The sequence below is a fragment of the Sphingosinicella sp. genome, assembly GCF_052388015.1.
Classification (GTDB): Bacteria; Pseudomonadota; Alphaproteobacteria; order Sphingomonadales; family Sphingomonadaceae; genus Allosphingosinicella.
In genome coordinates, this window is the sequence record NZ_JBQTIN010000045.1 from 40,747 (window position 1) to 54,694 (window position 13,948).

At 70.8% G+C, this 13,948-nt stretch carries 15 protein-coding genes and 1 tRNA gene; 10 read left to right on the forward strand and 6 right to left on the reverse strand.

Annotation, left to right across the window (positions count from 1 at the left end; translation table 11 throughout):
* Position 1: 1 nt before the first annotated feature.
* The gene (rpe, locus tag ACT4N3_RS04210) at positions 2-664 is read right to left on the reverse strand and encodes a ribulose-phosphate 3-epimerase (RefSeq protein WP_444853958.1); all 663 of its coding nucleotides are present in this window, start codon (positions 662-664) and stop codon (positions 2-4) included.
* A 58-nt stretch (positions 665-722) separates the two neighbouring features.
* Complete coding sequence (locus tag ACT4N3_RS04215; RefSeq protein ID WP_444853959.1) at positions 723-2,003, reverse strand: RsmB/NOP family class I SAM-dependent RNA methyltransferase; 1,281 nt, start codon at positions 2,001-2,003, stop codon at positions 723-725.
* A 29-nt stretch (positions 2,004-2,032) separates the two neighbouring features.
* On the opposite strand from ACT4N3_RS04215, the gene ACT4N3_RS04220 reads away from it, so the two are divergent.
* A complete protein-coding gene (locus ACT4N3_RS04220; RefSeq protein ID WP_444853960.1) occupies positions 2,033-2,206 on the forward strand; it encodes a DUF1674 domain-containing protein in 174 nt (57 codons plus the stop codon).
* Positions 2,207-2,345: 139 nt separating this feature from the next.
* Here ACT4N3_RS04220 and ACT4N3_RS04225 read toward each other — a convergent pair whose 3' ends face one another.
* Together ACT4N3_RS04225 and tsaD are read right to left on the reverse strand one after the other, a co-directional pair.
* Complete coding sequence (locus ACT4N3_RS04225) at positions 2,346-3,326, reverse strand: NAD(P)H-dependent glycerol-3-phosphate dehydrogenase (RefSeq protein WP_444853961.1); 981 nt, start codon at positions 3,324-3,326, stop codon at positions 2,346-2,348.
* On the reverse strand, positions 3,323-4,357 hold the full coding sequence (tsaD, locus tag ACT4N3_RS04230; RefSeq protein ID WP_444853962.1) for a tRNA (adenosine(37)-N6)-threonylcarbamoyltransferase complex transferase subunit TsaD: 1,035 nt from the start codon (positions 4,355-4,357) through the stop codon (positions 3,323-3,325). Before tsaD ends, ACT4N3_RS04225 begins: the two co-directional genes overlap by 4 nt.
* A 44-nt stretch (positions 4,358-4,401) precedes the next feature.
* Between tsaD and hemC the strand changes: the two genes are divergently transcribed.
* The 3 genes from hemC to ACT4N3_RS04245 are packed head-to-tail and all read left to right on the forward strand — an operon-like array spanning position 4,402 to position 6,937.
* The gene (gene hemC / locus ACT4N3_RS04235; protein WP_444853963.1) at positions 4,402-5,316 is read left to right on the forward strand and encodes a hydroxymethylbilane synthase; all 915 of its coding nucleotides are present in this window, start codon (positions 4,402-4,404) and stop codon (positions 5,314-5,316) included.
* Positions 5,313-6,002, forward strand: coding sequence for a uroporphyrinogen-III synthase (locus ACT4N3_RS04240; protein WP_444853964.1), 690 nt, complete (start codon positions 5,313-5,315; stop codon positions 6,000-6,002). The genes hemC and ACT4N3_RS04240 overlap by 4 nt, the downstream gene beginning before the upstream one ends.
* Positions 6,002-6,937: a hypothetical protein gene (locus ACT4N3_RS04245; RefSeq protein ID WP_444853965.1), complete on the forward strand. Its 936-nt coding sequence runs from the start codon at positions 6,002-6,004 to the stop codon at positions 6,935-6,937. Before ACT4N3_RS04240 ends, ACT4N3_RS04245 begins: the two co-directional genes overlap by 1 nt.
* A 64-nt stretch (positions 6,938-7,001) precedes the next feature.
* Here ACT4N3_RS04245 and ACT4N3_RS04250 read toward each other — a convergent pair.
* Positions 7,002-7,076 (reverse strand) — tRNA-Gly (locus ACT4N3_RS04250).
* Positions 7,077-7,211: 135 nt separating this feature from the next.
* Between ACT4N3_RS04250 and ACT4N3_RS04255 the strand changes: the two genes are divergently transcribed.
* The 4 genes from ACT4N3_RS04255 (at position 7,212) to ACT4N3_RS04270 (ending at position 9,768) form a co-directional block, all read left to right on the forward strand.
* Positions 7,212-8,120: a tetratricopeptide repeat protein gene (locus ACT4N3_RS04255; protein ID WP_444853966.1), complete on the forward strand. Its 909-nt coding sequence runs from the start codon at positions 7,212-7,214 to the stop codon at positions 8,118-8,120.
* 205 nt (positions 8,121-8,325) lie between these two features.
* Positions 8,326-8,961, forward strand: coding sequence for an LON peptidase substrate-binding domain-containing protein (locus tag ACT4N3_RS04260; protein WP_444853967.1), 636 nt, complete (start codon positions 8,326-8,328; stop codon positions 8,959-8,961).
* A gap of 10 nt (positions 8,962-8,971) precedes the next feature.
* Positions 8,972-9,424 carry a hypothetical protein gene (locus ACT4N3_RS04265; protein WP_444853968.1) on the forward strand — a complete coding sequence of 151 codons (453 nt, stop codon included), beginning with the start codon at positions 8,972-8,974 and terminating at the stop codon, positions 9,422-9,424.
* Positions 9,376-9,768: a GFA family protein gene (locus ACT4N3_RS04270; protein ID WP_444853969.1), complete on the forward strand. Its 393-nt coding sequence runs from the start codon at positions 9,376-9,378 to the stop codon at positions 9,766-9,768. The genes ACT4N3_RS04265 and ACT4N3_RS04270 overlap by 49 nt, the downstream gene beginning before the upstream one ends.
* A 39-nt stretch (positions 9,769-9,807) precedes the next feature.
* Here ACT4N3_RS04270 and ACT4N3_RS04275 read toward each other — a convergent pair whose 3' ends face one another.
* Entirely contained in the window at positions 9,808-11,025 is a 1,218-nt protein-coding gene (locus tag ACT4N3_RS04275) for an FAD-dependent oxidoreductase (RefSeq protein ID WP_444853970.1), read from the reverse strand.
* A 99-nt stretch (positions 11,026-11,124) separates the two neighbouring features.
* On the opposite strand from ACT4N3_RS04275, the gene ACT4N3_RS04280 reads away from it, so the two are divergent.
* Together ACT4N3_RS04280 and ACT4N3_RS04285 are read left to right on the forward strand one after the other, a co-directional pair.
* Complete coding sequence (locus ACT4N3_RS04280; RefSeq protein WP_444853971.1) at positions 11,125-13,425, forward strand: DNA translocase FtsK 4TM domain-containing protein; 2,301 nt, start codon at positions 11,125-11,127, stop codon at positions 13,423-13,425.
* A gap of 84 nt (positions 13,426-13,509) precedes the next feature.
* Positions 13,510-13,948: LolA family protein (locus tag ACT4N3_RS04285; protein WP_444853972.1), on the forward strand; the 439-nt coding region annotated here is incomplete at its 3' end.

The following is a 13,948-nucleotide window of genomic DNA, read 5'->3' on the forward strand; positions in this document are numbered from 1 at the left end:
CTCATGGCCCGCGCAGCGCCGCGATGTTCGCGGCATAGGCGTCCGGCCCGCCCCGGAAGGTCGCGGTGCCGGCCACCAGCGCGTCGGCGCCGGCGGCGATGGCGCGGGGCGCGGTCTCGCGATCCACGCCGCCGTCCACTTCGAGGTCGATCGCCTTGCCGAGCTTGTCGATCCGATTGCGGATCGCCTCGATCTTGGCGAGCTGGCTATCGATGAACCCCTGCCCGCCGAAGCCGGGATTGACGCTCATCACCAGCACGAGATCGACCTCCTCCAGCACATAATCGAGCGCCTTGGCCGGCGTCGCCGGATTGAGCGAGACGCCGGCGCGCTTGCCGAGCGCCTTGATCCGCTGGATCGTGCGGTGGAGATGCGGCCCCGCCTCGGGATGGACGGTGATCGTATCCGCGCCGGCCTCCGCAAACGGCTCCAGCCAGTTGTCGACCGGCGACACCATCAGATGGACGTCGAACGGCTTGGCCGTGTGCGGGCGCAGCGCCTTCACCACCGCCGGGCCGATCGTCAGGTTCGGCACGAAATGACCGTCCATCACGTCGACGTGGATCCAGTCCGCGCCGGCGGCGTCGATCGCGCGGACCTCCTCGCCGAGAAGGGCGAAATCGGCCGAGAGGATCGAAGGCGCGATGCGGACCGGCTGCTGCACGGGTTAACCCTATGACGCCGCGAGTCGCCCCGCAAGAAAAGGGCGGAGTTATCCCCCGCTAATCGCGGACGAGCCGTGCCGTGAAGAAGCCGTCCGCGCCGCCCTCATCCAGCCATTCGCCGGGCAGGACGCGGCGTTGGTCGGCAAGATGGAAGCCCGGGGTCGCGGCGAGGAAGGCTTCGATCACCTGCTCGCCTTCTTCGGGCTCGAGCGAGCAGACCGCGTAGACGAGGCCGCCGCCGGGCCGGAGCCAACGGGCGGCGCGGGCCAGCATCGCGCGCTGCATCCCGGCCAGCGCGGCGATGGCCGCAGGGCGGACGCGGTGCAGCACGTCGGGATGGCGACGATAGATCCCGGTCGCCGAGCAGGGCGCGTCGAGCAGGATCGCGTCGATCGGGCCCGGCGGCGTCCACGTCATGACGTCAGCCGTGACGATCTCCGCCTCCAGCCCGGTCCGCGCCAGATTGGCGGAAAGTCGCGCAAGACGACTCTCCGACGCATCCACCGCGGTCACCCGCCAGCCGGCGGCGGCGAGCTGCATCGCCTTGCCGCCCGGCGCGGCGCACAGATCGAGCGCGGTCCGGCCATCGCCCGGCCCGAGCATCCGCGCCGGAAGCGAGGCGGCGATGTCCTGAACCCACCAGCCGCCCTCCGCATAGCCCTCGATGTCCGGCACGCGGGTTCCTGCGGGCAGGCGGAGATGGCCAGGCAGCAGGCTTAAGCCCTGGGGGGACACCATATTCGGTGCCCCCTTCGAGGCGGGGACAGTCAATAGACTGTCCCCCGGCGCGGCCGGGAAAGAGAGATCGACCGGCGGCGGGGCGGCGATCAGCCAGCGTGCCGCCTCGACCACCTCTTCGCCCCATGCGTCGCGCCAGCGCGCGGCCACGCCTTCGGGCAGGTGCGGCGGATCGGGCAGCGTCCAGCCCTTGCGCATCACCGTCCCGAACACGCCATGGACCAGCCGGCGCGGTCCGCCATCGACCAGGGGCAAAGCGGTGGCGATCGCGGCGTGGGGAGGCATCCCCATCGCCAGCGCCTGGACGAGCGCGATCCGGAGCGTCGTGCGCGCCTTGGCATCGTCCGGCAGCCGCTTCGCTGTGGCGCGATCGATCAGCGCATCGAGATCGGGAAGGCGGCGCAGCGCCTCGGCCGCGATGGCGTGCGCGAGGCCGCGATCCTCGGGCTTCTTGAGATCGGCGGCAGCGCGGTCCAGCGCCGCCTCGAGCGGCAGGCCCTGGCGCAGCACCGCATCGATCAGGCGCAGCGCCGCGCGCCGCGCCGGAACGCCGGGCGGGTCGGCCATGCGCGGGGCGGATCGGGTGCGCGGTCTTGCCATCAGCCTCTCTTGCGCCGAAACGTCCGGGAATGAAGCCCGGATCGCGCCCGCCGCACGTGAAAGCGCCCGACTATCTCTCGGAAAGCCCGCCGGTGCCCGAGCCAGCGCCGGCCGAAGCCTCGAACGAGAGCGGCGGGCCCAAGGGGCGCGAGCCGACCCGCTATGGCGATTGGGAGAACAAAGGCATCGCCTGGGATTTCTGAGCGGGCCGGGGGAAGCGATATGGGCCGATTGCGCGACACCATCTTCTGGATGTCATGGCCGCCGCCCCGGTGGATCTGGCTCCTCGCCGGCTTGGTCGTCCTCATTGCCGGGCTCACGCTCGTCGCTGCGGGCTGACAATCAGACGCCCTCGCTCCTGAGCGGCCGCGCCAGCAGGCGCTCGACAACCGCGTCCACCGAAACCCTTTCCGACAGCAGCGCATTGACCGCATCGACGATCGGCATGTCGACGCCGAGCCTCGCCGCCGCCTCGGCCAGCACCGGCGCTGTCGCCGCGCCCTCCGCCACCGTGCGCCGCTGCCCAAGCAGATCGGCGGCGCGCCCGCCGGCGCCGACCCCTTTGCCGAGGCTGAAATTGCGCGAATTTTCCGACGAGCAGGTGAGGACGAGATCGCCGAGCCCGGCGAGGCCGGCGAGCGTCTCGATCTGCGCGCCCTTGGCGAGGCCGAAGCGGGTCATCTCGGCGAAACCGCGCGAGATCAAAGCGGCGCGGGCGTTCAGCCCCAGCCCGCGCCCCTCGACCACGCCGCAGGCGATGGCGAGCACGTTCTTGACCGCGCCGCCGACCTCGGCGCCGGGCACGTCGAGCGACTGGTAGGGCCGGAAATGCGGCCGGGCGAGGCGCGCCGCCAGTCGCTCCGCCAGCGCGGCGTCGGCGCTCGCCAGGGTCACGGCCGCCGGCAGCCCGGCCGCCACCTCATGCGCGAACGTCGGCCCGGACAGCACGGCGAGCGGCGCTTGCGGCCGCGCTTCGTGCGCGACCTCGTGCATCAGCAGGCCGCTGCCGGCCTCTATCCCCTTGGCGCAAAGCACCAATGCCGCGTCGGAAGGCGGCAGGCCGGCGAGCACCGCACGCAGATGCTGGGCCGGGGTCACGACCAGCAAGGCATCGCGATCGGCAAGATCGGCGAGATCGGCCACGGCACGGATCGCCGGCGAGAGAGTCAGGCCGGGCAGGAACAGGGTGTTTTCACGGGTCGCGTTGATCGATACGACGACCTCCGACTCGCGCGCCCAGAGCAAGACCTCTTCGCCACCGGCCGCCGCGACCTGGGCCAGCGCCGTCCCCCAGGCGCCGCCGCCGATGACGCCGATCCTCATGCCTTCACCCCCGCGCCCCGCGCCCGTTCGGCCTCGGGATCGAGCGGCCAACGGGCGCGGGCCGGCGCGTCGAGCGGATCGGTGAGGCCGGCCTCGTAACGTAGCGCGCCGGCCCAGCCGATCATCGCGGCATTGTCGGTGCACAACCAGAGCGGCGGCGCGACGAAAAGCAGGCCATGATCGGTCGCGAGCGCCTGCAGCGCCGAGCGGATGCGCTGGTTCGCCGCGACGCCGCCGGCGACGACGAGCGCACTCGCCTCGTCCGCCGCCGCCAGCGCGAGCCGGGTGCGATCGACCAGGCAATCCACCACCGCCTGCTGGAAGGAGGCGGCGATGTCGGCGTCGGCATGGCGGCCGCTTTCCTTGGCGCGCAGCACCGCGCTTTTCAGACCGGCGAAGGAAAAATGCGGCTCGCCCGAGCCGACCAGGGGCCGAGGCAGCGGCACCGCGCCGGAATCGCCGGCCTGCGCCGCCGCCTCGACCGCCGGCCCGCCGGGCTGGCCGAGGCCGAGCAATTTCGCAGTCTTGTCGAACGCCTCGCCGGCGGCGTCGTCGATCGTCGTCGCCAGGCGGCGGTAATCGCCGACGCCCTTGACCAGCAGCAGCTGGCAATGGCCGCCCGACACGAGCAGCAGCAGATAGGGGAAAGCGAGGTCCGGATCGGCGAGCATAGGCGACAGCGCATGGCCCTCGAGATGATTGACCGCGACCAGCGGCTTGCCGCCCGCCAGCGCCAGCCCTTTCGCCGTCACCAGCCCCACCATCACGCCGCCGATCAGCCCTGGGCCCGCGGTCGCGGCGATGCCGTCGACGTCGCCGAGGGACACCCCCGCCTCGGCCAGCGATTCCTCGATCAGCCGCGGCAGAATCTCGACATGGGCGCGCGCCGCGATCTCCGGCACGACGCCGCCATAAGGCGCGTGCGCCGCCGCCTGCCCCGCCAGCCGGTGCGCGAGGATGCGCCGGTCCGACGTCACCAGCGCCGCCGCGGTCTCGTCGCAGCTCGATTCGATGCCGAGGATCAGGCTCACGACCGCTTCCCTGCCACCCGCTGTGCGTCTAGCACAAGCGCGGCATGACCCGGATACCCGACCGACCCTTGCGCATCGGCACCCGCGGTTCGCCGCTCGCCTTGGCGCAGGCGGAGATGGTCGCGGCTGCGCTCCGCGCCGCGCATGGCTGGGATGAGGCGGCGATCAAGATCGTGCCGATCACCACCACCGGCGATGTCGTGCAGGACCGACCGCTCGCCGAGATTGGCGGCAAGGCTTTGTGGACCAAGGAACTCGATCAGACCCTGCTCGACGGGCGGACCGATGTTTCGGTCCATTCGATGAAGGATGTCGAGACGATCCGGCCGGACGACCTCGCCATCGCCGCGATGCTGCCGCGCGCCGATCCGCGCGACCGGCTGATCGGGGCGGGGCGGATTGCCGATCTGCCTGACGGCGCAGTGGTCGGCACCTCCTCGCCGCGCCGCGCCGCGCAGCTGCTGGCGCGGCGGCCAGACCTCAGCATCGTGCCGATCCGAGGCAACGTCCAGACGCGGCTGGCCAAAGTCGCGCGGGGCGAGATCGCGGCGATCTTGCTCGCCGCTGCGGGATTGGACCGGCTCGGCATCGCGGACGGCGCGCCGCTCGATGATCTGCTTTCGGCGCCGGCGCAGGGCGCGATCGGGGTCGAGATGCTGGCGGCGCGCGCGGACCTGCGGCCATTGCTCGCCGCGATCGACGATGAGGCGACCAGCCGCTGCGTCCACGCGGAACGCGCCCTGCTCGCCGCTTTGGGAGGGGATTGCCATTCCGCCGTAGCCGCCCGCGCCGAGATCGATAGCGGCGCGGTGCGGCTCGACGCCGAAATTCTGAGCGCGGACGGGCGCGAGGTCTGCGTCGGATCGATCCGTCTGGCGGATGGCGCAACACCGGCTGATCTCGCCAGCGACCTGCTCGTCCGGGCCAGCCCGGCCTTGCGCGCGATGTTCGGCCGGTGACGCTTCCGCTCCTCATCCTTCGGCCGCAGCCGGGCGCCAACGAAACCGCCGCGCGCGCCCAAACGCTGGGCCTGTACCCGATCGTCGCGCCGCTATTCACGGTGCACGCGCTTGCCTGGGAGCCGCCTGCCGCCGGCGAGTTCGACGCGATCATGCTGACCAGCGCCAATGCGGCGCGGCGCGCCGGGGCCGGTCTTTCCGCCTTTCTCGGCCTGCCTTGTTACGCGGTGGGCGAGGCGACCGCGGCGGCAGCCAGCGACGCCGGTTTCACCGATGTGCGGATCGGCCCCGAGGATGGCGTCGCCCTGCTGATGACGATGGAGGCTGGGGGGATCGCGCGCGCGCTTCACCCTTGCGGCGCGGATCATGTCACGCTGGAACCGGCCGAGATGCGGATCGTCCGTATTCCCGTTTATGAAGCCCAGGCTGTCGAAGCGCTCCCGCCGCACGCGGAAGCCGCTTTGGCGGGAGACGCGGTGGCGCTGCTCCATTCCGCCCGCGCCGCGCGCCTGTTCGGCGCGCTCGTGGGCGATCGGTCCCGCATCGCAGTGGCCGCGATCAGCCCGCGGACCGCGCGCGCGGCCGGGAGCGGCTGGCGGCAGGTGGCGGTCGCGGCCGAGCCCCGCGACCATGCCTTGCTGGCCCTTGCCGCCAAGCTGTGCCAGACAGTGGCGCAGGAAGACTGATGCCCGCCGTCTACGATCCCGTTCCGCCCGCCGCCGAGGAGCCGCCGCGCCGCCGCTGGCTGGTCTGGCTCGGCGTGCCTCTGCTCTGCTTCCTGCTCGGGTTGGGCGCGATGGGCTGGCTGCTTTCCCGCTGGGAAGCCGGGGCGCGCGTGCTCGGCATCGCGCCCGAGCCGCCGTCGGTCGTCATGGCCGCGCCGCAGCCCGAGACGACCGCGCCCACGCCACAGCGGGCCGCGCCGGCCGTCGCGCCGTCGGGCCAGACGCCGATCGTCATCGACCCCGAGATCGCGCGCCGCGTGGCGGCGCTGGAGCAAAGGCTCGGCCAGGTCGGCAGCGAGGCGCGGACGGCGAGCGGCGACGCCGATCGGGCGGAGGGGCTGCTCGTCGCCTTCGCCGCGCGCCGCGCGATTGATCGCGGCGTCTCATTGGGCTTCCTGGAGGCATTGCTCCGTCAGCGTTTCGGCGAGAGCCAGCCGCAGGCGGTGGGGATGATCATCGCCGCGGCGCGCGAGCCGGTGACGCTGCAGGAATTGCAGGTCGGGCTGCAGGAGATCGGCCCGGCGCTGATCGGCGCCGGCCCCGAGCAGGGCTGGTGGGACGCCTTCATGGTCGAGCTCGGCAGCCTGATCACCGTGCGGCGCGAGAATACGCCCTCGCCGGAGCCGGCCGAGCGGCTGCGTCGCGCCACCAGCCGGCTCGAAGCCGGCCAGGCCGAGGTCGCGCTCGCCGAGGTGCTGCGCATGCCGGGCCGCGAGCATGGCCGCGACTGGATCATGCGCGCGCGACGCTATGTGACCGCGCGGCGCGCGCTCGATGCGATAGAGACGGCGGCGCTGGTGGAGCCGCGGCTGGCACCGGCTCAGGCACAGGCTGCGCCGCCCGCTCAGGCCCAGCCGGCACCGGCCGCCGCGCCGGTCGGCAATCAAGCGCGCTGATCGACCGCGTCTGCCGGGCGCACCACAGGGCTGCTTGCTTTCGCTGGATCTGCGCGTGTCGCGCTGGAGCGGGCGAAGGGATTCGAACCCTCGACCCCAACCTTGGCAAGGTTGTGCTCTACCCCTGAGCTACGCCCGCTCTCGGCGTGACCGGCGGGGCCGGTCCGGGTAAGGCGCGGGCTGCTAGCATGGGCCTTTCAACCCGGCAAGCCCCAAGGCTTGGCAGAGCACCCCCGCATCCCACATAGGGCGCGGGACAAGGAGATTTGAAGACATGGCGACGCTGGGCATGAGCGAGACGGAGCGCGCGGCGACCGAGGCCTTTCGGCGCGACGTCGTCGAGCCGAGCATGACCAACCTCGTCATCCTCGATTTCTGGTCGGCGCGGAGCAGCCTCTCCACGCAGCTCGGGCCTGTCCTGGAGAAGGTCGCGGCGGACTATGCCGACAAGGGCGTCCGGCTGGTCAGGATCGACGCCGACAAGGACAAGTTCCTTGCCGCCCAGCTTCGCGTCCAATCGATCCCGACCGTCTATGCGATGTTCCAGGGCCAGCCGGTCGCCGACCTGAGCACAGGGCGCAGCGAGAGCCAGCTCAAGGGCGCGATCGACCAGCTGCTCGCGCAGCTCCCGGTGCAGGGCGAGGCGCAGCAACTGGAAGCCGAGATCGAGCCGCTGATCGCGATGGGCGAGCAGGTGCTGGGCGAGGGCGATGCCGAGCGGGCGGCGAACATCTTCAAGCAGATCATCGACATGGCGCCCGAGAATCCCGAAGCCGTCGCCGGCCTTGTGCGCGCGCTGATCGCCGCCGGCCAGGCGGGCGAGGCGCGCGCGACGCTGGACGCGCTGCCCGAAGCCGCCGCGAAGGACCCGGCGGTCGCCCGTGCCCGCTCGGCGCTGGCGGTGGCCGAGATCGCGCCGGCCGGCGACGATGCCGAACTGCGGGCCAGGATCGCCGCCGATCCCGACGACCATCAGGCGCGTTATGATCTTGCCGGCGCATTGATGGCGCGCGGCGATCGCGACGGCGCCGCCGATCAGCTGCTGGAAAGTATCGCCCGCGACCGGGAGTGGAATGAGAGCGCGGCGCGCCAGCGATTGCTCCAGTTGCTCGAAGCGACGGGCCTTGAAGACCCATGGGCGGCGGCGCAGCGGCGGCGGCTTTCCGCGATCCTGTTCGGCTAAGAACCTGCCCTTGGGGCTGGAGACGGTCGTGACGGGCTGGCATTTGTTGTCCGGCTAGGCGAGAGGAGGGAGCGATGAACGTTCATCGTAACCGACGAACAACGACGTCCGGGCGGCAAAGGACAGCCCGCCGCTTTGCGGTCGTCCGGGGAAGCCGGCTTCTCCGGACGATCCCGACCATCTCCAGCCCCAAGGGCAGGCCCTAGTGGACGGCGCGCTTCTTCGCGTGCCGATCTTCCCGCTCGCCGGGGCCTTGCTCTTTCCCGGCAGCCAGCTGCCGCTGCATATCTTTGAGCCGCGCTACCGGGCGATGGTACGCGACGCGCTGGCCAGCGACAAATTGATCGCGATGATCCAGCCCCGGCCGGGCCCGGATGACGACACCACGCCGGCCTTGTTCGACATCGGCTGCATCGGCCGGATCGACGCCTGCGAGGAGCTGGAGGACGGCCGCTACAATATCGTCCTCGAGGGCCTCAGCCGCTTCCGGATCGCGCGCGAGGCGCGGGTCGAGACGCCCTACCGCCAGGTGGACGCCGATCGCTCCGGCTTCGAAGGCGGCGAGGACGTGCTCGGTATCGTCCAGCGCGCCGAGATCGAGCGCGAGGCCCGTGCCTATGCCGATTCGCTCGGCTACGCGGTCAATTGGGAATCGGTCGGCAAGCTCGACGACGAGATGCTGGTGAACGGCATCGCCCAGATCGCGCCGCTCGACGTGAGCTCGAAACAGGCGCTGCTGGAGGCGGCCGATCTTCCTGTCCGGGCCGACCTGCTCGTTCAGTTCATGCAGTTCCAGCGCATGGCGCCCGGCGGCGCGGACGGGCCGGAAACATTGCAGTGAGCTTTGGGCAATGAGCGGCGGCGAGACCGATCTCAGCGGCAGGTGGACCGGCATGTATCATTATCCGGCCCAGTTCCCGCCCAATACCTTCGAGGCCACCATCCACGACGCCGGTGGGCTGATCAGCGGCGTCATCGTCCAGCCGCGCGAGTTTTTCGAGCCGGGCGACGGCACTCAGCATGCGGTGATCGACGGCAGCCGGGACGGCGTCAATGTTCGTTTCGTCAAGCTCTACGACGATCTCGACCGGCCGACCCCGCATTATGAAGGCATCGTCCAGCCCGGCGGCGACGAGATTCAGGGCCGCTGGACGATCCCCGGCGATTGGTCCGGCACCTTCCTGATGGTGCGCCACAGCGGCGCCGGGGAGAAGATCGAGCGCGAGGTCGGTGAAGATACCAGAGAGGACGCAGCATGGACCGGTTCACCGGCGGTTGCCTGTGCGGCAACGTCCGGATCGTAGCGTCGGGGCTCCCATACCGGGTCGGCCTTTGTCACTGTCTCGACTGCCGCAAGCATCACGGCGCCCTTTTTCACGCTTCCGCGATATTCCCTCGGGATGCGGTGACGATCGAGGGCGAAACATGCGACTATGCCGGGCGTTTTTTCTGTCCCCGCTGCGGCTCCTCCGTTTTTGCACGCAGCGCGGACGAAATTGAAGTGAATCTGGGATCCCTGGATGCCCCGGACCAGCTGATGCCAAGCTATGAAAGCTGGATCGTCCGTCGCGAGTCCTGGCTGCCCCCGTTTCCGCTCACGAGACGATACGACCGCGATCGTGACGCCACGGGCCACTTCGAAGAGTAGGTCGGACGAACGGCGCGTGGAGCCAGACCGAAGCGCAGGTCAGATCGGCAGGCCACGCAGCAGCAGCGGCAGATCGCCGGATTCGCCCCGCGCCTCCGCCATCAGCCTGTCCTTCAGCGGCCCGATCCGGTTCTCCGCCGCCATGCCGAGCCGGCGCACCGCCGAGGCGGCGCGGCCCGGCATACCGTAGAGCCGGGTCAGGCTGTCGGTCGCCATTGCGACCATCAAGGTGTCGAGGCTGCGCCAGCGCTCGTAGCGCGCCATGAGCTGGGCGTCGCCGAGGTCCAGGCCGAGTCGCGCGCCCTCGACCAGCACCTCGACCAGCGCCGCCGCGTCGCGAAAGCCGAGGTTGAGCCCCTGGCCGGCGATCGGATGGATGCCGTGCGCGGCGTCGCCGGCGAGCGCGAAACGCTCCGCCGTAATCCGCGCCGAATGATGGAAGCCGAGCGGATAGGAAAAGCGCGGGCCCGCCAGCGTCACCTGCCCGAGAAAGCCGCCCATCCGTTTCTCGATCTCGTGCGCCAGCGCCCGGTCCGGCAGCGCCTTCACCGCGGGTCCGTCGCGCGCCGACACCGACCAGACGATCGCCGAGCGGTGCTCGCCAGCCTCAGCGTCCGGCATCGGCAGGATCGCGAACGGCCCGTCGGGATAGAAGATTTCGCAGGCGACGCTCTCATGGTCGCGCTCGTGGGCGACCGTGGCGACGATCGCGGCATGATCGTAGCGCCATTGCGCCAGCGCAATGCCGGCCTGTTCGCGCGACGGGGAATTGCGCCCCTCCGAGCCGACCACAAGGGGCGCCGCGACGATCTCGCCATCGGCCAGCGTCACCCGCGCGCGCGCAGCGTCGCGCTCCACTTGCACCGGCATGGCCGGCATCAGCAAAGTCAGCCGCCCGGCGGCCAGCGCGGTTTCGCGCAATGCGGCGCGCAGCAGCCGGTTCTCGACCATGATGCCGAGCGGGTCGGCGTCCCTGGGCTCAAACACTATGCCGCCCGGCTTCAGCCCGTCGCTGACCCGGATCGCGCCGATCGCCCGCGTCTCGCCCGCCAGCCGCTCGGCGACGCCGATCGCCTCCAGCATCCGCCAGGACGAGCTCGACACCGCCGTCGCCCGGCCGTCATAGCTGGGCGCGACCTGCTTGGCGGGATCGCCGGGATCGATCACGACGGTGGAAACGCCATGCCGGTCGAGCGCGATGGCAAGAGTCAGGCCGACCAGGCCGCCGCCGAGTATGATCACGTCCGTCCGCCGCATGCCCTCTCCCCTATCCCCGCTGCGGTTCGCCGCCAAGCGCTTGACCCGGGAGTCCGCGCGGGCGCATTAGGGCGTCAGGGGAACATTTGGGGCACGAACATGGCGACCAGAGCCCGCAACGAGAGCGGCGGACGGCTCGACCGGCTGCGTGAGGGCGGCCGCGCCGCCGCGCGCCGCTCGGGCAGCTTCCTCGGCGGCCTGGCGCTGATCATCGTCGCGCTCGCCGCGCTGGTGGCGCTGGTCAGCTACCAGCCGAGCGACCCGTCGCCCAACACCGCCGCCGCCGGACCGGTCGGCAACTGGATGGGCGTGCCGGGCGCCTGGACGGCGGATCTTCTGCTCAGCCTGTTCGGCCTGCCGGTCGCGTTGATGCTGCCGCTGCCCTTCGCGCTTGGCCTGAGGATGCTGCGCGGCGGGCCGGCCGGCCGCTGGGGCCGCTCGCTCTTCCTCACTCTGTTCGGCGCGCTGCTGGTCGGCCTTGCCGCCGGGCTGATGGTCGGCGGCGCGGTCAGCGGGCTGCCGGCCGGCTGGGGTGGGGCGCTCGGCCTCGGCCTTGCTTCGGCGATCGAGATGGGGCTGGCGCAGCTGGGCGAATCCGGCATCGTCGAGCCATTCCGCATCGCCCTGGTCGTGCTGTTCGCGGCCGGCGGCTTCACTGCCTGGCTCTACGGCCTCGGTCTCACCGGCGAAGAGCGCGCCTGGCTGGCGGCCCGGCGACTGCGGCGCGGTGAAAGGGAGGAGGCGGCCCCGGCCGTCGCCCGCCGGTCGCCCCGTGCGCCGGTCGAGCCCGCCGCCGCGCCCCGCGCGCCGCTGATCGCCGAACCCGAAAGAGGCGCCCCGCGCCGTCCGTTGCGCGAGCGCCAGCCCTCGCTCGCGCTCGGCGACAGCTACACGCTGCCCTCGGTCGACCTGCTCAATCCGGCGCCGCCGGCGGTCAATATCGTGTTCGACAAGGCGGCGCTGGAGCGCAACGCCCGGCTGCTGGAGAGCGTGCTCGACGATTTCTCGGTGAAGGGCGAGATCGTCGAGGTCCGCCCCGGACCGGTCGTCACCATGTACGAGCTGGAGCCCGCGAGCGGGATCAAGGCGAGCCGCGTCATCCAGCTCGCCGACGACATCGCTCGCAATATGTCGGCGCTCTCGGCGCGCGTCGCCACCATCCCGGGCCGATCGGTGATCGGCATCGAGCTGCCCAACGCCAAGCGCGAATCGGTGGTGCTGTCCGAGCTGATGGGCAGCCCGGCCTTCGAGGATCAGGTCGCCTCGCTGCCGATCATCCTCGGCAAGAATATCGCTGGCGATCCGGTCGTCGCCGATCTCGCGCCGATGCCGCATCTGCTCGTCGCCGGCACCACCGGCTCCGGCAAGTCGGTCGGCCTCAACTGCATGATCCTGTCATTGCTCTACCGGCTGACGCCCGAGCAGTGCAAAATGATCCTGATCGACCCCAAGATGCTGGAGCTCAGCGTCTATGACGACATCCCGCATTTGCTGGCGCCGGTCGTCACCGAGCCGGCCAAGGCGATCCGGGCGCTCAAATGGACCGTCGAGCAGATGGAGGACCGCTATCGGATGATGGCCTCGGTCGGCGTCCGGCAGCTGTCCTCGTTCAACGCCAAGGTGCGCGAGGCGAAGATGAAGGGCCAGCCGCTCGGCCGCCGGGTCCAGACCGGCTACGACGCCGAGACCGGCCAGCCCCAATATGAGATGGAGGAGCTGGACTATGAGGTGCTGCCGCAGGTCGTCGTCGTCGTCGACGAGCTTGCCGATCTGATGATGACCGCCGGCAAGGAGGTCGAGTTCCTGATCCAGCGCCTCGCCCAGAAGGCCCGCGCCGCCGGCATGCATCTGATCATGGCCACCCAGCGCCCGTCGGTCGACGTGATCACCGGCGTCATCAAGGCGAACCTGCCGACGCGGATCAGCTTCGCCGTCACCTCCAAGATCGATTCGCGCACCATTTTGGGCGAGCAGGGCGCCGAGCAGCTGCTCGGCAAGGGCGACATGCTCTACATGCCCGGCGGCAAGCAGATCGCCCGCGTCCACGGCCCGTTCGTGTCCGACGAGGAGGTGCGCGCCGTGGCGGACCATTGGCGCACCCAGGGCCGGCCCTCCTACATCCAGGCCGTGACCGAGGAGCCCGAGGATGGCGGCTATATGTTCGAGGGCCAGCCGACCGGCGAGGACGACGCCGAGACCGCATTGTTCCGCAAGGCGATCCAGGTCGTCGCCGAGAGCCAGAAGGCCTCGACCTCCTATCTCCAGCGCCAGCTCCGCGTCGGCTACAACAATGCCGCCCGGCTGATCGAGCGGATGGAGAAGGAGGGCGTGGTGAGCGCCCCCGACCATGTCGGCCGCCGCGAGGTGCTGGTCGATACCGAGGGCCGGCCGCTGGCCTGAGCGCAGGGAACCGCCGGGTTCACTGGACATTCAAGCGAAAAGCTCCACATGCGCGCCGATCCCGGATTCGAAGAAGGAACTATGATGCGCCTTCGCGCTCTCGCTTTGTTGGCCGCGCCGCTTGCGCTCACCGCCGCTCCGGCACCGCTCGCCGCGCAGGCACCCCAGACCGGGCTTGCCCAAGTCCAGGCCCATTTGCGCGCGGTCGAGACGATGACCGCCAGCTTCACCCAGACCGACCGGCGCGGCCGCAGCCTCTCGGGCACGCTCACCGTCAAGCGGCCGGGCCGGATCCGCTTCGACTATCAGGGCGCCAACATCCTGATCGTCGGCGACGGCCGCGCGCTCGCCTTCATCGACTATGACGTGCGCCAGGTGCAGCGCTGGCCAATCAACGATTCGCCGCTCTCGGTGCTGCTCAACCCCACCCAGGACCTGTCGCGCTACGGCCGGATCATCCGCGACGACGATCAGGTGCTGATGGTCGAGGCGCGCGACCCGCGGCGGCGCGAGTTCGGCACCA

What these genes read in the sequence shown, in the direction of transcription:
- ACT4N3_RS04215 (WP_444853959.1), bottom strand. Translation starts at nt 2,003, where the DNA reads ATGGCAAGACCGCGCACCCGATCCGCCCCGCGCATGGCCGACCCGCCC.
- ACT4N3_RS04220 (WP_444853960.1), top strand. Translation starts at nt 2,033, where the DNA reads ATGAAGCCCGGATCGCGCCCGCCGCACGTGAAAGCGCCCGACTATCTC.
- ACT4N3_RS04225 (WP_444853961.1), bottom strand. Translation starts at nt 3,326, where the DNA reads ATGAGGATCGGCGTCATCGGCGGCGGCGCCTGGGGGACGGCGCTGGCC.
- hemC (WP_444853963.1), top strand. Translation starts at nt 4,402, where the DNA reads ATGACCCGGATACCCGACCGACCCTTGCGCATCGGCACCCGCGGTTCG.
- ACT4N3_RS04245 (WP_444853965.1), top strand. Translation starts at nt 6,002, where the DNA reads ATGCCCGCCGTCTACGATCCCGTTCCGCCCGCCGCCGAGGAGCCGCCG.
- ACT4N3_RS04255 (WP_444853966.1), top strand. Translation starts at nt 7,212, where the DNA reads ATGGCGACGCTGGGCATGAGCGAGACGGAGCGCGCGGCGACCGAGGCC.
- ACT4N3_RS04265 (WP_444853968.1), top strand. Translation starts at nt 8,972, where the DNA reads ATGAGCGGCGGCGAGACCGATCTCAGCGGCAGGTGGACCGGCATGTAT.
- ACT4N3_RS04270 (WP_444853969.1), top strand. Translation starts at nt 9,376, where the DNA reads ATGGACCGGTTCACCGGCGGTTGCCTGTGCGGCAACGTCCGGATCGTA.
- ACT4N3_RS04275 (WP_444853970.1), bottom strand. Translation starts at nt 11,025, where the DNA reads ATGCGGCGGACGGACGTGATCATACTCGGCGGCGGCCTGGTCGGCCTG.
- ACT4N3_RS04280 (WP_444853971.1), top strand. Translation starts at nt 11,125, where the DNA reads ATGGCGACCAGAGCCCGCAACGAGAGCGGCGGACGGCTCGACCGGCTG.